Annotated in this window: 31 protein-coding genes; 20 read left to right on the plus strand and 11 right to left on the minus strand. The window is 67.0% G+C overall.

Annotated elements, in window-relative coordinates; translation table 11 throughout:
* Positions 1-11: 11 nt before the first annotated feature.
* The 3 genes from BLU62_RS26010 to BLU62_RS26020 are packed head-to-tail and all read right to left on the minus strand — an operon-like array spanning position 12 to position 2,988.
* Positions 12-890, minus strand: coding sequence for an ABC transporter permease (locus tag BLU62_RS26010; RefSeq protein ID WP_074852686.1), 879 nt, complete (start codon positions 888-890; stop codon positions 12-14).
* Positions 887-1,666, minus strand: a complete 780-nt coding sequence (locus BLU62_RS26015; RefSeq protein WP_074852687.1) for an ABC transporter ATP-binding protein — start codon at positions 1,664-1,666, stop codon at positions 887-889. The genes BLU62_RS26010 and BLU62_RS26015 overlap by 4 nt, the downstream gene beginning before the upstream one ends.
* Positions 1,663-2,988, minus strand: coding sequence for an amidohydrolase family protein (locus BLU62_RS26020; RefSeq protein WP_074852688.1), 1,326 nt, complete (start codon positions 2,986-2,988; stop codon positions 1,663-1,665). The genes BLU62_RS26015 and BLU62_RS26020 overlap by 4 nt, the downstream gene beginning before the upstream one ends.
* Positions 2,989-3,244: 256 nt before the next feature.
* Here BLU62_RS26020 and BLU62_RS26025 point away from each other — a divergent pair, with 256 nt between their 5' ends.
* From BLU62_RS26025 to BLU62_RS26035, 3 genes are all read left to right on the plus strand, one after another.
* On the plus strand, positions 3,245-3,841 hold the full coding sequence (locus BLU62_RS26025; RefSeq protein ID WP_074852689.1) for a helix-turn-helix domain-containing protein: 597 nt from the start codon (positions 3,245-3,247) through the stop codon (positions 3,839-3,841).
* An 88-nt stretch (positions 3,842-3,929) separates the two neighbouring features.
* The gene (locus BLU62_RS26030; protein ID WP_084811892.1) at positions 3,930-4,925 is read left to right on the plus strand and encodes a PDR/VanB family oxidoreductase; all 996 of its coding nucleotides are present in this window, start codon (positions 3,930-3,932) and stop codon (positions 4,923-4,925) included.
* Entirely contained in the window at positions 4,922-6,229 is a 1,308-nt protein-coding gene (locus tag BLU62_RS26035; protein WP_244278328.1) for an amidohydrolase family protein, read from the plus strand. Before BLU62_RS26030 ends, BLU62_RS26035 begins: the two co-directional genes overlap by 4 nt.
* Positions 6,230-6,313: 84 nt before the next feature.
* Here BLU62_RS26035 and BLU62_RS26040 read toward each other — a convergent pair whose 3' ends face one another.
* Entirely contained in the window at positions 6,314-8,221 is a 1,908-nt protein-coding gene (locus BLU62_RS26040; protein ID WP_074852690.1) for a Vgb family protein, read from the minus strand.
* Between the two features lie 388 nt (positions 8,222-8,609).
* On the opposite strand from BLU62_RS26040, the gene BLU62_RS34020 reads away from it, so the two are divergent.
* Genes BLU62_RS34020 through BLU62_RS26060 form a run of 4 tightly spaced genes read left to right on the plus strand, consistent with a single transcriptional unit; the run spans position 8,610 to position 10,990 of the window.
* Entirely contained in the window at positions 8,610-8,831 is a 222-nt protein-coding gene (locus BLU62_RS34020) for a hypothetical protein (protein WP_074852691.1), read from the plus strand.
* Positions 8,828-9,322: an MMPL family transporter gene (locus BLU62_RS31945; protein ID WP_074852692.1), complete on the plus strand. Its 495-nt coding sequence runs from the start codon at positions 8,828-8,830 to the stop codon at positions 9,320-9,322. The genes BLU62_RS34020 and BLU62_RS31945 overlap by 4 nt, the downstream gene beginning before the upstream one ends.
* Positions 9,298-10,377, plus strand: a complete 1,080-nt coding sequence (locus BLU62_RS31950; RefSeq protein ID WP_244278329.1) for a sensor histidine kinase — start codon at positions 9,298-9,300, stop codon at positions 10,375-10,377. The genes BLU62_RS31945 and BLU62_RS31950 overlap by 25 nt, the downstream gene beginning before the upstream one ends.
* Positions 10,310-10,990 carry a response regulator gene (locus BLU62_RS26060; RefSeq protein ID WP_074852693.1) on the plus strand — a complete coding sequence of 227 codons (681 nt, stop codon included), beginning with the start codon at positions 10,310-10,312 and terminating at the stop codon, positions 10,988-10,990. The genes BLU62_RS31950 and BLU62_RS26060 overlap by 68 nt, the downstream gene beginning before the upstream one ends.
* A gap of 9 nt (positions 10,991-10,999) precedes the next feature.
* Here BLU62_RS26060 and BLU62_RS26065 read toward each other — a convergent pair whose 3' ends face one another.
* Entirely contained in the window at positions 11,000-11,395 is a 396-nt protein-coding gene (locus tag BLU62_RS26065) for a DUF5997 family protein (RefSeq protein ID WP_074853322.1), read from the minus strand.
* Positions 11,396-11,436: 41 nt separating this feature from the next.
* Here BLU62_RS26065 and BLU62_RS26070 point away from each other — a divergent pair, with 41 nt between their 5' ends.
* The 3 genes from BLU62_RS26070 to BLU62_RS34980 all read left to right on the plus strand — a co-directional run bounded on the left by BLU62_RS26070 (position 11,437) and on the right by BLU62_RS34980 (position 13,185).
* Positions 11,437-12,333, plus strand: coding sequence for a LysR substrate-binding domain-containing protein (locus BLU62_RS26070; RefSeq protein ID WP_074852694.1), 897 nt, complete (start codon positions 11,437-11,439; stop codon positions 12,331-12,333).
* 87 nt (positions 12,334-12,420) lie between these two features.
* Positions 12,421-12,906 carry a hypothetical protein gene (locus BLU62_RS26075; RefSeq protein ID WP_139180076.1) on the plus strand — a complete coding sequence of 162 codons (486 nt, stop codon included), beginning with the start codon at positions 12,421-12,423 and terminating at the stop codon, positions 12,904-12,906.
* A gap of 141 nt (positions 12,907-13,047) precedes the next feature.
* A complete protein-coding gene (locus tag BLU62_RS34980) occupies positions 13,048-13,185 on the plus strand; it encodes a hypothetical protein (RefSeq protein WP_425284613.1) in 138 nt (45 codons plus the stop codon).
* Between the two features lie 117 nt (positions 13,186-13,302).
* On the opposite strand, the gene BLU62_RS26085 is transcribed toward BLU62_RS34980, so the two are convergent.
* Positions 13,303-14,028 carry an NADPH-dependent F420 reductase gene (locus tag BLU62_RS26085; RefSeq protein ID WP_074852696.1) on the minus strand — a complete coding sequence of 242 codons (726 nt, stop codon included), beginning with the start codon at positions 14,026-14,028 and terminating at the stop codon, positions 13,303-13,305.
* Positions 14,029-14,089: 61 nt separating this feature from the next.
* Positions 14,090-14,806: an endonuclease/exonuclease/phosphatase family protein gene (locus BLU62_RS26090; RefSeq protein WP_074852697.1), complete on the minus strand. Its 717-nt coding sequence runs from the start codon at positions 14,804-14,806 to the stop codon at positions 14,090-14,092.
* A gap of 268 nt (positions 14,807-15,074) precedes the next feature.
* On the opposite strand from BLU62_RS26090, the gene BLU62_RS26095 reads away from it, so the two are divergent.
* The 3 genes from BLU62_RS26095 (at position 15,075) to BLU62_RS26105 (ending at position 17,431) form a co-directional block, all read left to right on the plus strand.
* Positions 15,075-15,794 carry an alpha/beta hydrolase gene (locus tag BLU62_RS26095; protein ID WP_074852698.1) on the plus strand — a complete coding sequence of 240 codons (720 nt, stop codon included), beginning with the start codon at positions 15,075-15,077 and terminating at the stop codon, positions 15,792-15,794.
* An 8-nt stretch (positions 15,795-15,802) separates the two neighbouring features.
* Positions 15,803-16,015 carry an alpha/beta fold hydrolase gene (locus BLU62_RS34025; protein ID WP_244278338.1) on the plus strand — a complete coding sequence of 71 codons (213 nt, stop codon included), beginning with the start codon at positions 15,803-15,805 and terminating at the stop codon, positions 16,013-16,015.
* A gap of 192 nt (positions 16,016-16,207) precedes the next feature.
* Complete coding sequence (locus tag BLU62_RS26105) at positions 16,208-17,431, plus strand: tyrosine-type recombinase/integrase (RefSeq protein ID WP_244278062.1); 1,224 nt, start codon at positions 16,208-16,210, stop codon at positions 17,429-17,431.
* On the opposite strand, the gene BLU62_RS26110 is transcribed toward BLU62_RS26105, so the two are convergent.
* The 4 genes from BLU62_RS26110 to BLU62_RS26125 are packed head-to-tail and all read right to left on the minus strand — an operon-like array spanning position 17,428 to position 19,270.
* A complete protein-coding gene (locus BLU62_RS26110; RefSeq protein ID WP_074847958.1) occupies positions 17,428-17,832 on the minus strand; it encodes a hypothetical protein in 405 nt (134 codons plus the stop codon). The two genes, BLU62_RS26105 and BLU62_RS26110, sit on opposite strands and share 4 nt — an antisense overlap.
* 20 nt (positions 17,833-17,852) lie before the next feature.
* Positions 17,853-18,041: a DUF3263 domain-containing protein gene (locus tag BLU62_RS26115; protein WP_074847949.1), complete on the minus strand. Its 189-nt coding sequence runs from the start codon at positions 18,039-18,041 to the stop codon at positions 17,853-17,855.
* Complete coding sequence (locus tag BLU62_RS26120) at positions 18,038-18,454, minus strand: hypothetical protein (protein WP_074847925.1); 417 nt, start codon at positions 18,452-18,454, stop codon at positions 18,038-18,040. The genes BLU62_RS26115 and BLU62_RS26120 overlap by 4 nt, the downstream gene beginning before the upstream one ends.
* Before the next feature lie 54 nt (positions 18,455-18,508).
* A complete protein-coding gene (locus tag BLU62_RS26125) occupies positions 18,509-19,270 on the minus strand; it encodes a hypothetical protein (RefSeq protein ID WP_074847923.1) in 762 nt (253 codons plus the stop codon).
* Positions 19,271-19,541: 271 nt separating this feature from the next.
* Between BLU62_RS26125 and BLU62_RS26130 the strand changes: the two genes are divergently transcribed.
* The 7 genes from BLU62_RS26130 to BLU62_RS26150 all read left to right on the plus strand — a co-directional run.
* Positions 19,542-19,796 (plus strand): helix-turn-helix domain-containing protein, encoded by a 255-nt coding sequence (locus BLU62_RS26130; protein WP_074847921.1) that lies wholly within the window; start codon positions 19,542-19,544, stop codon positions 19,794-19,796.
* On the plus strand, positions 19,793-19,972 hold the full coding sequence (locus tag BLU62_RS34985; protein WP_425284520.1) for a DUF7324 family protein: 180 nt from the start codon (positions 19,793-19,795) through the stop codon (positions 19,970-19,972). Before BLU62_RS26130 ends, BLU62_RS34985 begins: the two co-directional genes overlap by 4 nt.
* Positions 19,969-20,319 (plus strand): hypothetical protein, encoded by a 351-nt coding sequence (locus BLU62_RS26135; protein ID WP_074852700.1) that lies wholly within the window; start codon positions 19,969-19,971, stop codon positions 20,317-20,319. Before BLU62_RS34985 ends, BLU62_RS26135 begins: the two co-directional genes overlap by 4 nt.
* Before the next feature lie 32 nt (positions 20,320-20,351).
* Positions 20,352-20,609 (plus strand): hypothetical protein, encoded by a 258-nt coding sequence (locus tag BLU62_RS26140; RefSeq protein WP_074852701.1) that lies wholly within the window; start codon positions 20,352-20,354, stop codon positions 20,607-20,609.
* 331 nt (positions 20,610-20,940) lie between these two features.
* Positions 20,941-21,183 (plus strand): hypothetical protein, encoded by a 243-nt coding sequence (locus BLU62_RS34030; protein WP_244278340.1) that lies wholly within the window; start codon positions 20,941-20,943, stop codon positions 21,181-21,183.
* Between the two features lie 49 nt (positions 21,184-21,232).
* Positions 21,233-21,565: a hypothetical protein gene (locus tag BLU62_RS34035; protein WP_244278341.1), complete on the plus strand. Its 333-nt coding sequence runs from the start codon at positions 21,233-21,235 to the stop codon at positions 21,563-21,565.
* Positions 21,566-21,666: 101 nt separating this feature from the next.
* On the plus strand, positions 21,667-21,926 hold a 260-nt coding region (locus tag BLU62_RS26150), incomplete at its 3' end, for a DUF7304 family protein (RefSeq protein ID WP_425284594.1).

Consider the following 21,926-nt stretch of genomic DNA (forward strand, 5'->3'; position numbering starts at 1 on the left):
GCGTGCCGGTGTCAGCGCTGGTACCAGCGGCCCACGATCCGGTTGCCGAGCCAGCCGAAGAACCAGAAGACGACGACGCCGAGCAACGACGCGAGGACGATGGAGGCGAACAGCTCTTCGGACTGGAGGCGCGACCGGTAGTTGTCGATGAGGATGCCGATGCCGGGGTTTCCCTGTTTGAAGAAGAAGTCGCCGACGATCGCACCGACGACGGACAAGCCGGCGGAGATTCGGAGTCCGGCGAAGATGGCGGGCATCGCAGCCGGGAACTCCAGTTTGCGCAGCACGGTGATCCGGCTCGGATGATGCAGGGCGAACAGATCGCGCATCTGCCGGTCCACCGACCGCAGGCCGAACAGGGTGTTGGACACGATCGGGAACAGTGCGATGAGCACACACACGAAAACGCGTGCGCTGAAACCGAATCCGAACCAGAAGCCGACCAGTGGAACCAGTGCCAGGATCGGGATGCACTGCAGCACCACCGCATAGGGGAACAGCGCGGACTCCATCATCCGTGACTGTGACATCACCACCGCCCACACGATGCCGATGACGGCTGCGATGGCGAGGCCGGTGAGTGCGACCGTCGTCGTCCGGCCGAGGGCTTCGACCATCGACGGCGCGGCCTTGCCGAACAGGCCGTCGATGACCACCCGATGCGGTGCCGGCATGAGGAACCGCCGGCCTTCGTCGAGGATCGCGTAGGTCACGAGATACCAGAGGCCGATCACGATGCCCAGCACGACGAGTGGCGCCGCGATCGACAGCAGCGACCGGGGCTTGCGGCCGCCCTTGCGCGCAACGGCGACGGTGAGCTCGGTGGTCGAACCCGACTCGACGGAATCCGGGGTCCCGGCGTCGGGGGTGGTGCCCGTGGGGACGGTCATGAGTGTGCCTCCCTCAGCGAGCGGGAGATGCGTCCGGCGATCGACGCGAACTCCGGTTCGAAGCGCAGGTCCGGAGAGCGTGGAAAGGAGAACGGGATCTCGATCTCGTCGACGATGGTGCCGGGGCGCCCGGACATCACGAGCACGCGGGTGGACAGGAAGGCGGCCTCGGCGACCGAGTGCGTGATGAACAGTCCGGCGAAGCGTTTGACGGCGAACAGTTCGGTGAGCTCGACCCCGAGACGTTCCCGGGTCAGCTCGTCGAGCGCGGCGAACGGCTCGTCGAAGAGGAAGAGGTCGGGATCGAGGGTGAGTGACCGGGCGAGCGATACGCGCATGCGCATGCCGCCGGAGAGCATGTGCGGCAGATGATTCTCGAAACCGTTGAGGCCCACGGTCTCCAGCGCGGCGGCGATTCGCCGCCGACGCTCGGCCTTCGGCACACCGTCGAGTTCGCCGAGCAGGGCGACGTTGTCGGCGACCGTCCGCCAGGGCAGGAGAGTGGCGTCCTGGAACACGTAGCCGATCCGGTCCGCACCGCATTGCATGTATCCGTCGGTGATCGTCTCCAGACCGGAGGACAGTCGGAGGAGGGTCGACTTACCGCATCCGGATGGGCCGACGACGCTGACGAACTCGCCTTCGCGAACGGTCAGGTTCACGTCGCTCAGGGCGTGGGTGCCGTCGGGGTAGGTGAGTTCGGCATGTTCGAAACCGACGAGCGGATGACCGAGGTCTGGTGGTGTGGCCGAGGCGGTCGGTACTGATGGGGTCATGTCGTCTCCAGGGCGTAGGGAGCCGGTGTGGCCGTGGCGTGGGCGGTGGTGCCGGCGCGTGACTCGGCCGGTGTGGCGGTCCAGGTGGTGCTTTCGGTGCGGGCCACGATCGAACCGTTGACGAGGACCACCCGGTCCGCGGGAGCGGTCGCGATGGTGTCGAGTACGTCGGCGCCCCGGACGGCGAGGAAGTCCGCGCGTGCCCCGACGACGGGTCCGGCAGCGGGGAGCCCCAGAGCGGTGCGGGCGTCGTCGGTGACCAGCGACATTGCCGTGTAGGGGCTTTGATGCCCGGCGGTGATCAGCAGTGACGCCGTCTCCAGCGGGTCGGCGCGTCCCACCGGGTTGAAGGGATCGCGGATGTTGTCGGCGCCCGCCGCCACGAGTACGCCGTGATCGCGGAGCACGTCGATGGCGGTGATACCGCGCCGTCCCTTCGAGGTGCCGTCGCGGCCCTGGAGATAGAGATTCGTGATCGGCAGGGCGATCACCGACACCGACGCTCGCGCGAGGGCGGCGGCGACCTGTTCCAGTTCGTCGAGGGGCATGGTGTCGAGCCGGCAACAGTGGCCGGCGGTCCGGAGCCGATCGGCGGGCCAGTCGGCGACGCGGTCGGCGAAGTACTCGATGCTGTGGTGGTCGCCGTCGAGGAACTCGTCGGTGTGCAGATCGATGCCGACTCCGCGGGATTCGGCCAGATCGACCAGCCGGGTCACCTCGGCGCGCGGGTCGTCGGCGATGTGCGGTGCTCCACCGACGAGGTCGGCTCCGGCGTCGAGCGCCTCGACGATGACCTCGGTCGGGGTGAGCGGGTTCGCGAGCGCCACGATCTGCACCGTGACCAGGCCCCGCATGGCGTCTCGGACATCGGCGAGTGCTCGTGTGGCCCGGACCGGGTCTGCGCCGGGGGGTACGTCGACATGTGTTCGGACGGAGGTGATCCCGTTGCGGAGCAGGGCTGTGATCGCGCGGGTTGCACGCCGGCGGAAGGATTCCTCGTCGAGCCGGACGCTCCCCGCCCGCCAGGCCGTGATCGCCGCACCGAGATCGCCGAGCGGCGGGTTCAGCTCCGTCCACGAGAAGGCCTTGTCCAGGTGGGCGTGCGGTTCGGCAGCGGCCGCGGTGAGGACGAATCCGCGCAGGTCGAGCCACCGATCGCCGGATCGTGCGGCGTGATCGCCGGTGTTCCGTGCGGAGACGGGCGCGATCGAGGCCACGCGCACCACCCCGTCGGGACCGGATGACAGCTCGACGTCGGTGGGCGTCCCGTCGGTCGACGACGCGGTGATGCCGTGCACGGGTCGGTGCGGCGTGTCCTGCATGAATGAACTCCGTTGGCGGCCGGTGATTCTGGACGCGAATGCGACGTTGCACCCGTGGGCTGTGCGGCAGGGATCGAATCCGGCGCCTCGTCGCGCCGAGCGGTGGTTCCGCCGGGGCTGGGGTCGGCGGGAGTCGGTGTGTTCGTGATATTTGTTGACCACGTCAACAGCCCTGAATATAGGAACGTGTTGTTGCCTCGCTGTTAACCACGGCTGCAAATGTGTAACCAACACCCGAGTGTGAAAGGTGCTTCGGATGGCACTGGAGGAACCGGATGCCGCGCAGGTGTCGCTGGGTGCCGAGATCCGGCGGCGACGCAAACAGCTGGACACGACTCTCGCGAATCTCGCTGCGCAGGCGGGAATCTCGCACTCGTTTCTGTCGCAGTTGGAACGCGGTTACGCCCGGCCGAGTATGACGACGCTGGAGAAGATAGCTCGCGCACTGGGAACGACGCAGGTGAGTCTCATGCTCGCCGCCGACCCCGGACGGGCTGCCGACGCTCCGACCGACGCGCCCCCGGGCGCGCAGATCGTGCGGGCCGATCAGGGCGCCGTGCTCCCGCAATCGGGAGACGACGCCGGGCATGCCCGTCTGCTGGTGAACGGCGACGCGGCGTTCTACCCGCAAGAGCATGCCCTGGGCACAAGGGAATTCGGCGATTTCTACCGTCATGAGCAGGATGAGTGGTTGCACGTCGTCTCCGGCGAGATCGAGGTCGACCTGTCCGACGGGCGCATCGTCGAATTGCGGACCGGCGACAGCCTTTACTACGCTGGCGGCATTCCTCATCGGTGGCGACTCGTCGGCCCTGATGTCGCGCACCTGATCGTGGTGCAGGCGTCGCTGTAGCGGTGGTCCGCGTGGCCGCGCCGGCGAGGGGTGGTTCCTGTGGCTGGGAGCCGGACGGGCCTCGCCGAATCGAGGAGTCCACACCCCCATGTCCCTGTCTTCCGAGCCCCTGTCTTCCGATGATGTTGCACAGTCATCCCCTGCGATCGCGCAACCGGTCCGTGTGCGGGTGACCGCCCGCAGGCCGGTCGCCGACCGTGTCGACGAGTTCGTCCTGAGCTCCGCGTCCGGTGAACCGTTGCCCGCCTGGTCGGCGGGTTCCCATGTCGACCTCGTCGCGCCGTCGGGTGTGGTCCGCCAGTACTCGTTGTGTCCGGCCGGCGCCGGCTCCTACCGTGTCGTCGTCGAGCGCCGAGCCGACGGCCGGGGCGGATCGATGTCGGTGCACGATGATCTCGCGGTCGCCGACGAGGCGTGGATCAGTGTGCCGCGGAATCATTTCGCGCTCACCCGGGCTCTCGGATACGTGTTCGTCGCCGGCGGGATCGGCATCACCCCGATACTCGCTCTGATCGACGAGGCGCGAGCTGCGGGCCGGCCGTGGCGGTTGCTCTACATCGGGCGGTCGCGTGCCGAGATGGCCTACGCGGACGAACTCGCCGCGGCCCACCCCGATCACGTGACCGTGCATGAATCGCGGGTGTCGGGCCGGCTGAATCTGGGTGAGGCGCTGGCTGGACTGCCCCGGGGGACGGCGGTGTACGCCTGCGGTCCGGCCACGATGCTCGACGCGGTTGCCGATGCCTGTGCACCGCAGCCCGCGGTGGACTCGTTCACCGAGAGATTCACGGCTGCGATCGCGGACCGCGTCCCCAGTGAGGAATTCGAGCTCTCACTGGCGATGTCCGGTGTGACGCTGACGGTTCCGGAGGACCGCACGATCCTCGAGGCTCTCGACGGGGCCGGGGTGGTGGCGCCGTCGTCGTGTCGCGAAGGGATGTGCGGCACCTGCGAGACCGGGGTGGTGAGCGGCGAGGTCGACCATCGGGACGCGGTGCTCTCCCCGGAGGAACGTTCCGAGAACGAGTCGATGATGATCTGTGTATCACGTTGTACCAGTGGTCGTCTGGTGCTCGAACTGTGACGCGGACGGTCCTCGCCGGCGCCTGGGCGGTGATGGTGGACGGCAGTACCGTGACGCGCGGCCCGGTGGCCGTCGACGGTGCGGTGATCGCGTCGGGTCCGTCACCCGATGCCGAGGTCGTCGACACCTCGGGATGCGTGATCACGCCGGGCCTCGTCAACGCCCACCATCACCTGCTGCAGAGCGCCTTCCGGTCCCGTCCGGACGGGCGGTTCCTGCCGATGCGGGAATGGCTCGCCAGGATGGCGCAGCGTTACGCCGACGCGGAGGTGGACCCTGAGCTGGCCGCCGCCGCTGCCGCGGTCGGAGTCGCGGAATCCCTGTTGTGCGGGGTGACCACCGTCGCCGACCACCATCTCACCTGGCCGCGCGATCAGGACCCGGTCGCGATGGCGGGCGCGACCATCGGCGCGGCCCGCCGCGTGGGCGGACGACTCGTGTTCGTACGCGGCACCGCCCGAGACGACCCGGATGCCGCCGCGCAGTCGGTCGTCGACATCCACGACGCTCACCTGGCCGGGGCGACCGACGGTGTGTCACCCGACGGCCTCACCCAACTCGCCGTCGGTCCGTCGGGCGTCCACGCCGACGGGCCGGAGACCTTCGCAGCCCTCTCCGACGTCGCCGCGCGCCTCGGCCTGCGTCGACGGACCCAGGCCAACGAACAGATCGACGTCGAGATCGCCGCCCAGAGGTACGGCCGGCGCCCTCTGGAACTGCTGGACGACTGGGGCTGGCTGGCCCCGGACGTCACCGTCGCGCACCTGTGCGAGATCACCGATGACGAGGTCGATCTGGTGGCGCGGTCGGGCGCCCACGCCACCCACGCACCCGGATGCGATGTGCCGATGGGCTGGGGTGTCGCCCGGGTGGCCGCCCTCGCCCGCGCCGGTGCGCGCGTCGGGCTCGGTACGAGCGGGGGCGGTAGCAACGACGCCGGACATCTCCTCGCGGACGCACGCCTGGCGATGCAGGTCTCCGGACTGATCGGCGACCCCGTCTCGGCCCGCGACTGTCTCGCGATGGCGACCGAGGGGTCCGCCACCGGCCTCGGCCGCCCCGAGCTCGGACACCTACGTCCGGGTGCGGCTGCGGATCTCTGCGTCTGGGCCTGCTCCGACGTCTTCGACGCGGGCGTCCCGGACGCACTCGACGGGCTGCTCTGGGCGGGGCCGGGCAGACGACCCCGCGACGTGATGGTCGGCGGGCGCTGGGTCGTCCGCGACGGGGCGCTGGTGACCGCGGACTCCCGAGCGTTGGCGCGTGACCTCACGACGATCCTCGGGCAACGGTTGTCGAATTGACCTGCGGACCATGACTGGGTGCCGGTAAGCCCCCGTCGGCCGAGTAGCGACGACCGAGCGCAGCGAGGACGCCGCGTATCGAGGTCAGCGCACCGGGACCGGAGCCGCGGCACCCACGAGCGCGACGATGTGGAGTCCGCCCGGATTGGTCTGGAGCGGAACCTCTTTCCAGTTGTTGGTCGTCCACACGTTGCCGGCGGGGTCGACGATGATGCCGGTGCTGCGTGCCAGTCCGTCGAAGAAGTAGCCGGTGACGTCCGGGGAGATGGCGTCGCCGGTGCGCTTGCCAGGCGGGCAGGCCGACGCGTTCGCGCCACAGAACTTCGAGACGCGCTTACCGGCGAAGTTGCCCACCCAGACGTTGCCGTCGCCGTCGGTCGTGATTCCCCACGGGATCGTGATGCCGCCGCCGCGCAGCGGGCCGACGAGGGTCTTGCCCGTCGGGTCGAGTGCCGACACCGAGCCGAAGGAGCCGGTCCCGCTGGGGCGGTCGGGGCAGGGCATTGTGATGACACCGGAGTTTGCGATCCACACGTTGCCGCGGACATCGGTGGCCAGGCCGAGCGGATTGTCGACGTGCGGTCCGGTGATCGGAGTGCGGATCGGGCGGCCGGACAGGTCGAGCATCGCGATCGAACTGGATTCGACGCCGCTGACGAACAGCGCGCGGCCGTTGTCGACGAGGTGGAACGGCTGCTTGACGCCCACCTTGATGTTGCGGGCCCGGCTCGGGTCGCTGTCGGGGTAGACGGTCAGGGAGTCCGAGCCGCAGTTGGCGGTCCAGATCGATCCCGTGCGGTCGGTGGTCATGCCCTGCGGCCAGTCCATCGCGCCCTGGGTGAATCCTTGTGCGGGCGAGAGTGCTTCGCCTTGCGGACTGAACTTCGACATCGAGTTGTGTGGCGGCTGCCGGTCGGCGGGGCAACCGGGTTCCGGGGCCGCGAAGCCGAAGTTGGCCACCCAGATGCTGCCCGAACGATCGCGGGTGATGCCGTATCCGGCGCCCGACAGGCCGCCGCCGGTCATCGGGCGGCCGCCGCGGAGCTTGCCGTCGGGCCCGAAGCGGAAGAGATACTTGCTGCCGCACACCGGGGTTCGCGGGTCGGCGTTGTACTCGTAGTTCGCGTTGACCCAGATGTCGCCGCCGTCGCCGATGACGAAGTTGCCGGGGCCGGCGAGTAGCCCACCACCGCCGTCGAATCGGAGGGCGAGGGTCCACGCGGCGGGCGGGACGGGGAGTCCGCCGGCGCGGGCGGGGCGTCGCAGGGCGACACCGAAGACCCCGGCCGGGTTGTGCTCCGGGCTCTTGGCCATGTTCGCCATCGCCTCGACCATGTTCGACGGCCGGCCGCTCAGCGGCGTCGTGGTCGCCGAACGCAATGCGGCGCAACCGTCGGCCGATGACGTGCAGGCGGCGAGCGCATCGGTCAGTGAGATGAATGCGGCCTGCGTGGACGTCTGTGCGCCGTTCGGGGCGGAGGCCAGGGTGGAACCGATCCGGCCGCTGCTCGGGTCGGCCAGGTTGCCCGCCATCGACGCCGCGTTGCGCACGCCCGGCGCGCGCCCACTGATCCGCGGGCCGTCGACGAACTGCGCCATCCCGTAACCCGTTGCCACGGTGGTCAGCTCGTTCACGGTCAGACGGCCGGGCAGGGTCGGCGAGATCGCGGCGAGGGTGGTGAAGGAGGAGTTCGGTTGTCCCACCGGGGTTGCCGTCACGTAGAAGGCCTCGTTGCCGCCGGGCTGCGAGGTGGGCCGGAGGGTGAATCGGCCCGCGCGGTCCGTCCGCGCGACACCGGCGCTGCGTACCGGCGAGGAGTCGGTGCCCGTGATCCAGGCGCGCACGTCCCAGGCCCGGTCGGGGCCCGCGGTGGAGACCGTGCCGGTGACGCCTGCGGGCGCGGCCGTGGCATCGGCGACGCCCACGACGCACAACGAGGCGACCGCGCCCACCGTCGCCAGAAGGGAGACCGGAATCCTTCGAAGTTGCACGGAAACTCCTTGTGGGAAGCGAGACCTGCCGAATTGCGGGCCGTGGTGTCACCGGGGTCGGGGACGCTCGGAGGAGCGTATCCGCAATCGGGTGCCGTCCGGCCCGTCGTGGTCCGCCGCCTCGGCATGCCGGGGCCGTTTGGACTGGTAACGGTCGTGTCCTACTGCGTTCGTAGTACGCGGCCGGTACCGCATATGTCGCAATTGCCGTAATTCCGGCTAGTGGGTGTGTAGGAGACCGAGACGGGTCGGCGTGGTCGTGCTTCGCCTGACCAGGGGAGGCGCGCACGCGGCTGTGGCGCCCGGTGGACACGGTCCATACACTTCGCCGGGCCCGGCAGAACGTGGCTTGCCGGGGGTACGGACGAGCTACCGGGAGGGTGTCGCCATGTTCGCTGCGATCTCGCGTGTCGTACTCGGGAAACCGTGGTACGTCCTGGCGGCCTGGGTGGTCGCGATGGGTGTGATCATCATGGCGACACCGGATCTCGACGACTACTCGACCGGCAACCAGGCGTCGTTCCTGCCCCACGACTTCGAGTCGGTGTCGGCGCAGGCCATCGGTACCGAGGCCTTCCCCAGAACAGCGGCGCGTCGGGGAGCCTGGTGACCTCCCGGTCCGACGGCGCCCCGCTCGGTCAGTCCGACCAGCAGCAGGCGCAACAGCTGGCGGCCGATCTCGGCGACGGATCGGTACCCGGGGTGTCGTCGGCGACCATCGGGCCTCAGTCGCTCTCGAAGGACGGCAAGCTCGCGGACATCGCGGTCCTGCCGCTTCTCCTCATCGGGATCGTCTACACCGCCGCCCGCGGGCTGACCGCCACGGCCGCAGGGCTCTTCGACTTCCAGGTGAGTTCATCGCTCGACGCCATCCTGGTCGTCGTCCTGTTCGGCGTGGGCACCGACTACATCGTCTTCCTGCTCTTCCGATATCGCGAGGAGCTGCGGGCCGGCCGCGAACCCCGGGACGCGATCGGACGGTCCACGACCATCGTCGGCGAGGTCGTCGCCTCGTCGGCGCTGACCGTCGTCGGCGCGTTCGCGGTGCTGTCGCTGGCCAAGCTGGGATCTCTGTGGTGGGCACGACTGCGGGAGCGGTGATCTACATCGTCGCGACCGGTTCGTTCAACTCCGCGCTGAGCCTGCCCCCGCTGATCGCGCTGTGCGCCATCGCCGGCCGGTACCCGATGCGCCGGGCGATGGTCGTGACGGTGTCGGCGGCCGGGTCGATCCTGGCGGCGTCGTTCATCTGGGGAGACAACTGGCTACCCGTCGAGCGGATCGCCGCCGTCGGCTGGCTCTTGCTCGGCACGTGCATCGGGGCACTCGGCCGGGCGCGCAGCGGGTACGTGGAGGCGATGGAGGCACGCGCCGAGGCGGCCGAATCGCAGCGGGAGGCGGAGGCCACCCAGGCGGTGCTCGCAGAGCGGATGCGCGTCGCCCGCGACATCCACGACGCGGTGGCGCACCATCTCACCGCCATCAATCTGCAGATCGGGACCGCGCAGCGACTGGTGCACACGCGTCCGGAGGTGGCCGAACAGATGCTGGCGCAGATGCACGACATCGCCGGTGCCGCGCTGAGCGAGGTGAAGGCGACGGTGGGGATGCTCCGCCGCGACTCCCTGACGGTGCCCGAACCCGGCGCCGGGATGTCGAGCATGCCGGGCATGGTCGAGGTGTACCGCAATGCCGGCGCGTCCATCGTCGTGACGGTTGCCGGTGAGCAGCGGTCGCTGCCCGGCGACGTGGATCAGGTTGCCTACCGGGTCATCCAGGAGTCGCTCACCAACGCGGTCCGGCATGCGCCGGGGATGCCGGTCGCGGTGCGATGCCACTACGACGACGGTGCCGTCGCGATCGTCGTCGAGAACCGGGTGCGGTCCGGTGAACGCGTGATCGACGACGGGGCCGGAGCGGATGAACAGCGCCTCCACGGACTCGGGATGATCGGCATGCGCGAGCGGGTCGTCGCGGTGGGCGGGACTCTCGATGTCCGCTGGGTCGACGACCTGTTCGTCGTCGACGCCGTCCTGCCGACCGGTGGCGAATCGGATGACTGCGAGCTCACCGCGAGAGGAGATGTCGATGACCATCCGGATCGTGCTGGCCGACGACCAGGGGCTGTTCCGCAGCACCCTGCGGTTACTCGTTGACACCGAACCCGACCTCGAGGTGGTCGCCGAGGCGACCAACGGCGGCGAGGCCGTTCGTGCGGCCCGCCGGTTCCATCCCGACGTCGTGGTCGCCGATCTCCAGATGCCCGGGATCGACGGCATCGCCGCCACCCGCTCCATCACGTCCGACCCGCTGCTGCGCGGGACCCGGGTCATGGTGCTGACGACCTTCGAGTACGACGACAACGTCGCCGCCGCGTTACGCGCGGGCGCAAGCGGTTTCATCGGCAAGGACGCCTCCCCGCAGGAACTGCTGGACGCGATACGCGCAGTGGCGCAGGGGGATACGTTGATGTCCCCGGCAGCCACCCAGATGCTGGTGAGTCACTTCCTGTCCCGACCGTCGGCCGGTCCGGGCGTGGAGTCGGCGGTCGTCGGGACGCTGACCCCGCGGGAACGCGAGGTCGTGGTGCTGGTGGCCGAGGGATTCGGCAACGCCGAGATCGCCGACCGCCTGCAGATCAGTGTGCTGACCGCGAAAACCCATGTGAACAGGGCGATGACGAAGTTCGGTGCGCGCGACCGGTCGCAGCTCGTCGTGGCCGCGTATGAGTGCGGACTGGTGGTGCCGGGGCGGCGTCCGGTGCCGTGACCCGGAAGGTCAGGAGTCGGAGTCCTCTGCGGTCTCGGATTCCTCGCGGTCCCGGCGACGGTCCTCGTGCAGGGACTTGACGCGACGCTCCTCGCGACGGACCTCCACCTGGGTGGCGCGTTCGGCGACCAGCCACTCGGGCATCTCGGCCAGCAGTTCGTTGATCTGCGCGGTGGTCAGCGCCTCGGTGATCCCGTTGCGGACCAGGGCGGAGTTGGAGACGCCGAGCTTGGCCGCGACCAGGTTCTTCGGGTGCGGTCCCTCGGCGCGAAGGGTCTTCAACCACTCCGGCGGATCGGCCTGCAGGGCGGCGAGCTCGGCGCGGGTGATGGAACCGTCGCGGAACTCCGCGGGGGTTGCCGGCAGGTACACGTCCAGCTTCTTGGCGGCGGTTGCCGGTTTCATCGACTGCGAGCTCATCACCCCAGGGTATCGGGCGGTAGCCTTTGGTCGTGACCACACCCGACCGCGCAGGCGATTTTCGGGCTTCGACGTTCCGTCTGGCGTACGTCCCCGGTGTGACCCCGAGCAAGTGGGTCCGCATCTGGGAGGAGCGGCAGCCCGACGTCTCGCTGGAACTCGTGGCCCTCGAGGTCGCCGAGTGCGCGGACGCCATCAGGCAGGGAGACGTGCAGGTGGCGATCACCCGTCTGCCGGACGCCCTGAGCCACGGCGACGCCGGTCCGCACCACACGATCGAGCTCTACGAGGAGACCACCGTCGTCGTGGTCCCCAAGGATCACGTGCTCACCGCGGGTGACGAGCTGACCCTGGCCGACCTCGCCGACGAGCAGTTCCTGTGGCCGCTCGACAAGCCGGTCACCGGCTTCGACGCTCCTGCTGAGGGTGTGGGTGGTTCTGCTGGCCGAGTAGCGCCGACCGAGTTGGGTGAGGGTGTGGGTGGTTCTGCTGGCCGAGTAGCGCCGGCCGAGCGTAGCGAGGACGCCGCGTATCGAGGTCACCCCGGCACCGCCGTCGAGCACCGCCCGGAAACCACCGGCGATGCAATCGAACTCGTGGCCGCCGGCACAGGTGTCCTGCTCGTTCCCCAGTCTCTGGCGCGGTTGCATCACCGCAAGGACCTCGTCTTCCGTCCGGTGACCGACGCGCCGACCGGCACTGTCGGTCTGTTGTGGCCCGCTCCGACCACCGAACTGGCCGACGAGTTCATCGGAATCGTGCGCGGTCGCAAGGCGACTTCGTCGCGGGGACAGTCCGAACCGGCACCGAAACGATCGGCCAAGGAGAAGGCCGCGGCGAAACGAGCCGCGCGCGAGGCGGCGGGCAAGATCCCGGGAAAGAGTTCGCGGAAGAAGCCCGGGGTACGTCCGAAGCGGCGCTGACGGCCGGACGGATGTAACCCCACGGCCGGCCCGAAACGATGATCCCGGTGAGCCGACGAGGTCTCACTCGACGTTCGGGGGAACATCATGCGCTGGATACGGACTGCGGGAGCAGTCACATTGGCGGCGGCCGCCGCGACAAGCGTGCAGGCGGGAGTGGCGAACGCCGACGGGCCACGACGTGCCGAACTGCGAACGGCCACCGTCGCATACGGTCCGGCGTGCGTCGGCCAGGTGTTCGCACAGATGGTGTCGACGCGGGTGTCGTATCCGGGTCCGGGACTTCCCGCGCAGGACAGTCGTGGCGTCGTGTACATCAGCGCCGGTGGTGGTTTCGTCGGCGTGTCGGATCATCCCGGGCGGCCTTGCCGGGTCACGGCGACGGTGCGCTGGCGGAATCTGTGGACTGGTGCCTCCGGGGTCGTCGCGGGGTTGACGAGCGGGAATCTCGTTCCGCCTGCGCCGCAGGAGATGGTGTCCAGGGTTGTCCGGACCGGCTCTGGCCCCGTCGAATTCATGCTGACCACGGATCGGCCGCATGTGCTGGAGCGGAAGGTGTTGCGCGTCTACTGAGTTGGCTGCCGGGGGTGCGGTGTTCGGATGAACTGGCCCAGCATCCTGGTGACCTCGGTGGCGACCACCGCGTGGCCGGCCCTCGTCAGGTGAATCCGGTCGGCGCTCAGCCAGATCCGGCGTGCGCAGGATGAGGGGCAACTGGCCGGGCGTGATGCGCACAGCCTCGCGTTCCAACTCGATGCCGTCGTCGCTGCGGCAAACACGGGCGCTCGTTTCGGTGATGAATCCGCTCTGGAGACTGCGCGCGCGATCGTCGACGGGTTGCTCCGCGACTGATGGCTCACGCCCGAGATGGCGTTCGGGCCGTGGTGATCTCGTAAACGGCGAGGTGGCCGGACGCGAGATGCGTCCGGCCCTCGCCCGTGCGTTGTGGACGCCTGCGCGGTAAGGGATTCAGGCGGCGCGCCACTCCGGCGTTCGTTCCGGCGAGGCCTCCTTGAGTGCCGCGAGGGTGTCGTCGACGCCGAAGTCCTTGCCGTACACCGGTGTTCCCGGCTGCTGGCGCCAAGATTCGGCGAGCGGGCCGGCGTCGACCGGGTCGAAACCGAGTTCGTCGACGATGCCGAACACGATCTTCTTGCCGTCCGCGTCGTCGCCTGCGACCGGCAGTGCGATCCGACCTTCGGCTCCGGCGGGGACACCCTTCTTGAGCAGGTGCTTCCAGTAGATCCCGTTGAAGACCTTGTACACGGGCGCACCGATGTGTTCGGACACCCAGACGCTTTCCGGGGTACCGTTCTCGATCGCCTCGATCTTCCCGTCCCGCTGCTGCGGGTAGTAGTTGTTGGTCTCGATGACCGGCGCGCCCGGTTTACGTGCGTCGACGATGCCCGCGGCCAGGTCAGGGGTGTTCTTCTGCGGGATGGACACGATGACGAGGTCGGCGTCCCGGGCGGCCTCGTCGGCCCACACCGCCGTGGCGCCGGTCTCCGCGGCCAGCTCCGAAAGCGTCTCGGGTGCTCGTGAATTGGATACGCGGACGTCATGCCCCAGTTCGGTGAGCCGACGGGTCAGCGTTCCGCCGATGAATCCTGCTCCGATGATCCCGATCTTCATGCTGTACCTCTTCTTCGATGATCTCGTGGACTCTTCGCGCAACGGTGGTCGAGGTACGTGCATTCCCCCGGGGTGGGGTTCTAGGACGGAGTGGGTGATATGTCACGAAGGGCAGGCTCGTGGGCTAACTGTCACGGCGCACAAGAGTGCATGTCACTCCCGAGTGATCGCTCAACCTTCCCACGTCGTCGGTGCCGGACCAGGTTCGCAAGTTGATGCAGCTCAGGTCGGAGGCGATGTGATCGATGAGCGGCCCGTACCGGACGTCGCCTGCGGTATGTAGGGTCCAGCGATCCAGCACTTCCAGGAGGCGCTCATGGACCCGGATCGGCTGCCGCACCCGCGGTAGCCGCTGGTTGAAGTCTCCGGCCACGATGGTGGGTATCCGTGGGTCGAACCCTGCCGTCAACACCTCGATGTGGTCGCAGCATTCGAGATGCTCGGACCAGTTCGACGCGTCGCGGCGACCAGTGCTCACATGAGCACTCGCCCAGGGGATGCACACTGCCAGGACGCGGACCTGACCGAGTGGTGTGTCGGTGTGTGCGACGAGGGCGCGGCCTGCCCCAGCACCGCTGGGCACGGTGGTGACGTCGGTGAGTGGCTTGCGCGACCACAGCATCGTCTTGCGACGCTCCGGGCTCTTGGTGATGTCGTAACCCCAATCGGACCCGGCGTCGACGATGTGACCACCTTTGGGAAGCAGATCGCGTTGGCCCTCGGTGACGATCAGCAGATCGGCGTCGACCTCACGCAGTATGTTCCGGACTCGCCGGCCACGGGCACTTGATCTGGTGGCCCACATGACGTTCCACGTCGCGACTGTCAGTTCGGTTGTCACATAGGCAGTGTAGGTGTGCCGTGTCGCAGAAACCTCGTCATGTGGGCGACACGTGACCGCCGCGGATCAGCGCACCGTCAGCAACGCTCGCACCCGCGCGATCGTGAGATCGTCCTGCGCTACGGCAGGGGCGGTAGCCGACCGGCGGCGCCGCCACACGGCTGAAGAGAAGAACGGAACCGAACGGAATCCGAAAAATGCATAACGGCGGGGGACTAGGGTCGGATAGAACGGTCCGGGGGTCGATCGGTATCTCCGGAGGTGCGTGATGATCGGTATGTGGCGCGGTATGGGCGTCGGCTTCGTGGTCGGGGCGCTGATCTGTGCCTGCGACACGGACACCCAGAACAGTGACACGCCGGGGCGAGTGGACATCGGCGACGGACACCACCTGTACCTGGACTGTCGCGGAACCGGAAGTCCCACTGTGGTACTGCAATCCGGGTTCGGGAACGCAGGCGACATCTGGAGTTCGAGCGAATCAGATTCTCTGGCAGTGCATCCCGCGCTCGCGGAGTCGACGCGGGTGTGCGCCTACGACCGGCCCGGCTCACTCGCCACCACGACGGTCCGCGACCGCGTGGTCGTCGACGCGGAAGAGCCGACGCCTGGTCGCAGTGACGAGGTCGCGATGCCGCGGGACCCGACTGAGGTGGTCGACGAGCTGCACGACCTGCTCGAGTCGGCCGGTGAAACCGGACCATACGTGTTGGTGGGGCATTCGATGGGAGGGCCGCTCCAGGCGCTGTTCGCGGCCACATACCCGTCTGACGTGGCCGGGCTTGTCCTGGTCGACGCGCCGATGCCGGTGCTGCGCGACAGCGTGACCCCGGAACAGTGGGAGCTGATGGCCCATCCGCAGTTGACGCCTGGCAGCTACCCGGAGGGGTACATCGCCGAAACCTATTCGATGGATGAGCTTTTCGATGAGATCGAGGGTGGCCTCCGCTGCCCCCGGTGCCGGTGGTGGCCCTCGTTCGCGGGGTGAACGAGCCGTTGCCCGACCATTTGCCGGCCGGCATGTCGGCGGCCGACCTCGAGACCCTGCACGACGCCGAGCCTCGGGCGCAGGCCGCGTTCGTCGCGGGCTTGCCTGATGCAGAACTGATCACTGTCCCGGGGACGACGCATTACATCCAGACGCAACGACCTGACGCGGTCGTCGATGCGGTGAACCGGGTGTTGAGTCGAGACGACGGCCAGGCTTAGGGCTGAGCGTGACCGGATCATGGAGCCGATGACGGGAATCGAACCCGCGTATTCAGCTTGGGAAGCTGTGTTTAGGGGTATGCTCATGGTGGGTCTACTGTCAAGGCTGAGCGAATACCTGCAGGTAACTGAAGTTTTCACGAGTTTGTCTAGACAGCGCATAGACTGGGGTAAACGTAAGTACAAACGTAAGTGAGCCGATATGCCCCGAAGAAGCGCCGTAGGGCGAAAGGTGAAGGCGGACTGTACCAACGGGCCGACGGCATGTGGATGGCGCAAGTCCTCCTCCCCGACGGCAAGTACTACCAACGTGGACGCAAGAAATACGCCGACGCCGTGGCCGAACTCGCAGCCATGCGGAAAGACCTCGCGAACGGCATCCTCCCCAACGCCGGCCAGATCACCGTCGCCCAGTGGCTGGACTACTGGGTGGACACGATCGCCGCGCCACGCCTGAAACCCCGCACCCTCGCCACCTACCGGTCCACCATCAAACACCAACTCATCCCGCATGTCGGGTCGAAGAAGCTGGGGAAGCTCACCCCCACTGATGTTCGCCGCATGGTCAACCACGTCGCCGACGCACACACCACCCGCACCGCCCAAGCCGCCTACTCAGTGTTGGCGAAAGCGTTGGGGGATGCAGTGAAAGACGGGAAGATCGGCAACAACCCGTGCGAGCGTATGGACCGCCCCCAGGCCCGCTCCGAGGAGCGCGTTCCCCTCACTGTGGAGCAGGCACGGGCAGTGCTTCTGCATGTGGCGTCACGTGACGCAACAGACGCAGCCCGCTGGTCATTGGCCCTACTGACCGGTGCCCGCCAAGCCGAAGCTTTGGGCCTCACCTGGGATCGTGTCGACCTCGGTGTGGGTGTCATTGACATCTCGTGGCAGTTGGCCCGGTTGAAGTTGAAGAAAGGCCCTCGCCCGCAAGGTGACGTGTATCCGCGGGAAGCGTTCGACGTCCCCGACACCTTCACCTTCACCCCGGTGCACTGGACGGCGTGCCTGGTGCCCACGAAGACGTCGGGGTCGCGTCGGCTGGTGCCCTTGCTGCCGCCCGTGGTTGCTGCGCTCACCGAATTGTGGGAGCAGAAGGGCAACCCGTCGCAGGGGTTGGTGTTCACCCGGGACGATGGGGCGGCCATCCAGCCCCGCGACGACACCCTCGCTTGGAAGCAGCTGTGTGTACAAGCCGCGGTAGTGGGGAAGGTGGAGGACGCGCCGGATCAGCACGCCGCCCGCCACACTGTCGCCACCCTCCTGCAGGAGGCCGGCGTGGAGGAAGCCACCCGAATGGCCATCTTGGGGCACACCACCACTACGTCGCACCGGCAGTACGCGCACACCTCCACCGACCTCACCCGCGCCGCCCTCGGGCAACTCGAGAAACTACTCGCGCTTCCCGACGTCTAGCAGTTGGCGTTGGCGAATCGGCGACCCGGCACATACGCCGAGTCGACAGTCCGGCCATCCAACTGCACCTGACACTGCGCCGACCATCCACGCGTCTGCATCGACGAACCGATGAGCTGACGGCCGGGTGAGGTGAACGCCCGGTGGGTGTGGTAGCGCGGCCCGGACCCGATGTTGATCAGTGTGGGCTGGAACACCACATCTTTGGCGACGACGAGACGTCCGCCGGCCGCGTAGTAGGCGATGTCGTTGCGTGGGGTGTCGGAGGAGAAGAAGTAGCGGACGTGTTCGCCGGGGAAGGCGATGGTCGGGGTGATGTCGCGGGGTGCGGCGTCGGCTACTCCTGCGCCGAGGGTGGTGGTGAAGAGGGCTGCTGCTGCCAGGGCGATGGCGCGTTTCATGGGGTTCTCCGGGTTCGTAATCACCGCAGACGGTTCACCACCTGCGGTGAGTAGCTTAAAGCTTCCTGAGTGTCCAGGAGGCGGTTCACAATCTGCCAGAACCGGGTGAGGCTGATGCCGAACTCGTCTCGCACCTTCTGCTCGAGGTTGCCGGCGTAGTTCCATCTCCGCCCGGCCAGGTCGAGCATCGCCTTCTCTTCGTCCGTCATGCGACGTCACTCCACGACCAGTCACCCTCGGTCGCCGCTTCGATCTCGGCGACCTCGATCGGGTCCAGGTGTTGCATCCGCGTCCACGCCGTCTGCTCGTCCACCCACAGATGCTCAGCGAGCTCAGGCAGTGACGGGTGACGAAGCCAACGGAAGGCGTCCACCAACTGCGGGAGTGTGATCAGCCGGCGAGCCGTCTCACGCTCAATCGTGTCCTCATCAGCGTCAGGCATCTCCCGGTGCAGCAGCTCGTGGGTGAGGGTGCACCGTCTCTCCGCTTGGGTGAGGCCGCGGTGAATCCAGATGGTGCGCTCGCCGTTGAGCCCCATCGTTCCGGGTGAGAGTCGCTGTGTGCAGTCGATCGCGATGTGCGGGTAGTCATCGCGGGCTGACCGCCAGGGATGCCAGTTCATGTCCGAAATAGGAACATGCACCTCTGACAGAAACGGCCCTGACCTCGAATAACATCAATGAGATTCGTCAGGGTCTTGGGGTTTGAACCGTGGGTTCCGCTTGCGGGCGGCCTTCGCATCCTCGGGCCGCTCAGGTTTGGGGACTTGATTCCGGGAAGGCAAGGCTGTGACCTTGCCGCCGGCTGTGGTCTTCTGCTCTTCACTCGCTTCGCCCGGTGCTCCCGGCGACGCGGGCGAATCAGTTGGTAGGGCATCGGAATCCTCCAGGCTCTCGGACGGTCGGCGATCTGCCGACGCGTCATCACCTGTGAGCGAAGCCGCCACCCTCCGTGCTAGCCGCCGATACTTGCTCGCGGCTTTCCGGGCTTCGGCCACAATCTCCTGCGCCGTCGCGTCATCTACCTGATGGAGACCAGTGCGCCCAAGAAGTCCCGCGGACTGCTCGACCAGTCCAACGAACGTAAAGACGTCCTCGAATGGGATATCAAGTTCGTCGATATTCGGAACCGCCTCGACAAGTAGGTGAGCTGCTAAAGCGATCTGCCGATGGTCGTTCGGTGTAATCGCCTCCGTAGGCAGCTCGCCGTCCTCGATGTACCCGATGTCAGTTAGTACGGCCGAAATGATGTCCGCGTAGTTGGCGCCGGTGATCTCTGAGATCGCACGGAGAGTGGCGACTTCGGGGAGCTGCTTCAACCCGCGCTTCTTCCACGAGTTGACAGTCTGCGGGATGCTACCGATCTGGCGTGCGAACGCCGCCTCGGATGCTCCCGTCCTGTCCAGGTGGGCCTGGACGAACTCCCACAATTTGCTCACGACTCAGAGCCTGCCGTCCGAGTATGAACGTCGCTAGTCATTCGCTCACCCATCCGTCTACCCCACAACGGCCGGAATTGGCGTTTTGCCGTTGACCGTTTCATCCAGTGTTGGACGCCATCATATCCGCTGGCTGCGGAACTACAACGCTGTGATTACTTGCGTAAGCGTCTACCAGTGTCGTATGTTTTATCCATCGACAGTTGACACCAACCCGTTGACCATGGAGGATGAAGTGGCGTCATACAAACGATGGCCGAAAGGCAGTTGGATGAAACTCACATCCGGGGACACTCTCCGAGCACTGATGAACCAGCGCGGATTTTCGATGGCCAGGCTTGGGCGGTATGCCGGATGCTCAAAGAGCTTCATTGGGCACCTCTGCGCCGAGAACAAGACCACGTGCACACCGCAGTTGGCCGAACGCATCGCGGAGGCTCTCGACGTGCCTCTGCATCTCCTTTTCGTGGAGCACGCATCCGCTAGCAATGGACGTAATAGCAATCAACGGCGGGTGGTCGCGTGATCGAGCACCCGCGGTCGGTTGTCCGAGCACTCGTTGCCGACTTCGTAGATCACTCCCGTGCTGACCGCTGCCGGTGCGGGAGCGCGCAGGCCCCCTCCCTCTCGCAGGAGCCCGCGCAGGCCGGGGCGGGGGGAGCCGCCCCGGTCACCAAACCAGTAGAGGGAGTGAACCGATGAGCTACCCGAGCTATCTGCCCGGCGAGCCGGTCGCCGCTGCCGATCAGTTGTCAGCACTGAGAGATGACCTCGAGCAGCAAGAGTCTGTCATCGAGCGAGGTCTCGAGTCGTTCATCGAGATAGGCCGCGCCCTGGCGAAGATCCGTGACGATCGCCTTTATCGGCACGAGTATGCGTCGTTCGAGGTGTACTGCCAGAGCCGGTGGAACCTTAGCCGTAAGCGGGCCTATGACCTCATGAGTGCGGCGACCGTTGTTGACGGCATGGAAGCCGCCCTGGAGATGGCGACGTCACCAATTGGTGACACACCGGCACTTCCGGCCAATGAGGGCAGGCGCGGGAGCTGACAGGCCTTGACCCCGCTGAAGCCGTGGATGTTATGGCGAAGGTCAACGAGGCCACCGGGGGTAGGCCGACCGCGGCGGCGATCCGTAGCGAGATCGGCAGCCGCCGGATCGATCCGGAACCCGACATCGATGCCGAGGTTGAGGCCGAGCCGGTCGAGATCGCCCCCGGCTTCACCGATGCCGCCCTCGCTGAACTCAACGCTCCCACGCCGACCCCGCACCGGCACAACCGGCCACGCCGAAGCGTCGGCCCATCACAGATGCTTTCGACTCCGCGACTTTCAACCTGAAGCGCGCTGTCGAATCGGTCAACCGGCTCGCCGCCGACGACCGCCTGAAAAGGAACAAGGACCAGATCAAGGCGTCCAACCTCAGCGATCTGATCCGCGTCCGCGACGCACTCAACAGCGTCATCACACAACTAGAAGGATAGCCCATGTCGAACTGGCAGAAAACTTCCGAAGGCGACTTCCACCGTAAGAGCCAGCATCTCGCGTCCGTCGGTGTGACACCGCAGAAGCCGTCGGCGTCGACCATCTTCGTCGACCGGCGATGGCGCGTCGTGTACTCGCGAAGAACACACACAACCGACCGATCAAAGAGTCACAGGTAGTGCGTCTCATGGCCGAGATGACTTCCGGACGCTGGAAGTACAACGGAGAAGCCATCAAGTGGTCGATCGATGATGTCCTCCTCGATGGGCAGCACCGGCTGACTGCACTCGCCCGGATGGACGACAACTTTCCGGCCATTCCTTTCCTGGTTGTACGCGGGCTCCCGCAGACACACAAAGCACGATGGATCAAGGGACAACCCGGACGGCCGGCGACCAACTGGTCTCGAAGGGCTTCTTGGTTCGACTGATTCGAGGATCGTCGCAGGCGGCATCCGGGTCTACCTGGAGTGGCAGCGTATGGCGTTCTTCGGCGATCAGAAGGTCGCAAGCAAGATCAGCAACCCGGAGGTAGTCGCCTGGGCCGCCGAGCACCCGGTCGAGATGGCCATCCTTCAGGACCTTGCCAGTCAGCGTCTCCGGCGCGTCAAGTGCCGACCCAGCGTGACCCTTGCAGTGCTGCTGCAGTTCCGACTGATCGCGGCGAAGCGGCTCGCGAGTTCAGCGAAGGACTCTACTCAGGCGCCGGGCTCCAGTCCGGCAATCCCATTCTCGCCCTGCGTGACCGACTCGATCGTATCCGCGAAGGCAAAGTCAACGTCAGCGACCGTGATCTCATTGGTTACTTCGTGATGGCCTGGAACCACTGGCGCCGTGGTGGGAACACGTCCAAGCTGCAGATGCCCAGAGGCGGGGCCTGGACGCGCGAGTCCTTCCCCGAGGCGGTCTGACTCATGTCCTTCTCGCACTACGCAGATCCAGTCCCTGTAGTAGCAGATGAAAACAGGAAGGTCCACGTATCGCTCGGTGAGGTGAGCGGCCTCGACCTGGCGTACCTGTCGGTTGAGTCCCCGTCCGGCCGGGGTGAAGTGGTTCTCACGCTCGCCGAGCTACGCGACGTGTACAGAGCAATGCAGGAGGCCGATCCGGACTGGCGTGAGCCCAGCGGCGGCTACTACCTCTACCGAGTTGCGATCACGAGCTATCCCGAAGG

This window comes from Gordonia westfalica (assembly GCF_900105725.1).
Classification (GTDB): Bacteria; Actinomycetota; Actinomycetes; order Mycobacteriales; family Mycobacteriaceae; genus Gordonia; species Gordonia westfalica.

What these genes read in the sequence shown, in the direction of transcription:
- BLU62_RS26010 (WP_074852686.1), bottom strand. Translation starts at nt 890, where the DNA reads ATGACCGTCCCCACGGGCACCACCCCCGACGCCGGGACCCCGGATTCC.
- BLU62_RS26015 (WP_074852687.1), bottom strand. Translation starts at nt 1,666, where the DNA reads ATGACCCCATCAGTACCGACCGCCTCGGCCACACCACCAGACCTCGGT.
- BLU62_RS26020 (WP_074852688.1), bottom strand. Translation starts at nt 2,988, where the DNA reads ATGCAGGACACGCCGCACCGACCCGTGCACGGCATCACCGCGTCGTCG.
- BLU62_RS26025 (WP_074852689.1), top strand. Translation starts at nt 3,245, where the DNA reads ATGGCACTGGAGGAACCGGATGCCGCGCAGGTGTCGCTGGGTGCCGAG.
- BLU62_RS26030 (WP_084811892.1), top strand. Translation starts at nt 3,930, where the DNA reads ATGTCCCTGTCTTCCGAGCCCCTGTCTTCCGATGATGTTGCACAGTCA.
- BLU62_RS34020 (WP_074852691.1), top strand. Translation starts at nt 8,610, where the DNA reads ATGTTCGCTGCGATCTCGCGTGTCGTACTCGGGAAACCGTGGTACGTC.
- BLU62_RS26060 (WP_074852693.1), top strand. Translation starts at nt 10,310, where the DNA reads ATGACCATCCGGATCGTGCTGGCCGACGACCAGGGGCTGTTCCGCAGC.
- BLU62_RS26065 (WP_074853322.1), bottom strand. Translation starts at nt 11,395, where the DNA reads ATGAAACCGGCAACCGCCGCCAAGAAGCTGGACGTGTACCTGCCGGCA.
- BLU62_RS26075 (WP_139180076.1), top strand. Translation starts at nt 12,421, where the DNA reads ATGCGCTGGATACGGACTGCGGGAGCAGTCACATTGGCGGCGGCCGCC.
- BLU62_RS26085 (WP_074852696.1), bottom strand. Translation starts at nt 14,028, where the DNA reads ATGCACGTACCTCGACCACCGTTGCGCGAAGAGTCCACGAGATCATCG.
- BLU62_RS26095 (WP_074852698.1), top strand. Translation starts at nt 15,075, where the DNA reads ATGATCGGTATGTGGCGCGGTATGGGCGTCGGCTTCGTGGTCGGGGCG.
- BLU62_RS26110 (WP_074847958.1), bottom strand. Translation starts at nt 17,832, where the DNA reads ATGAAACGCGCCATCGCCCTGGCAGCAGCAGCCCTCTTCACCACCACC.
- BLU62_RS26115 (WP_074847949.1), bottom strand. Translation starts at nt 18,041, where the DNA reads ATGACGGACGAAGAGAAGGCGATGCTCGACCTGGCCGGGCGGAGATGG.
- BLU62_RS26120 (WP_074847925.1), bottom strand. Translation starts at nt 18,454, where the DNA reads ATGAACTGGCATCCCTGGCGGTCAGCCCGCGATGACTACCCGCACATC.
- BLU62_RS26130 (WP_074847921.1), top strand. Translation starts at nt 19,542, where the DNA reads ATGAAACTCACATCCGGGGACACTCTCCGAGCACTGATGAACCAGCGC.
- BLU62_RS26135 (WP_074852700.1), top strand. Translation starts at nt 19,969, where the DNA reads ATGAGCTACCCGAGCTATCTGCCCGGCGAGCCGGTCGCCGCTGCCGAT.
- BLU62_RS26140 (WP_074852701.1), top strand. Translation starts at nt 20,352, where the DNA reads ATGGCGAAGGTCAACGAGGCCACCGGGGGTAGGCCGACCGCGGCGGCG.
- BLU62_RS34030 (WP_244278340.1), top strand. Translation starts at nt 20,941, where the DNA reads ATGGCCGAGATGACTTCCGGACGCTGGAAGTACAACGGAGAAGCCATC.
- BLU62_RS34035 (WP_244278341.1), top strand. Translation starts at nt 21,233, where the DNA reads ATGGCGTTCTTCGGCGATCAGAAGGTCGCAAGCAAGATCAGCAACCCG.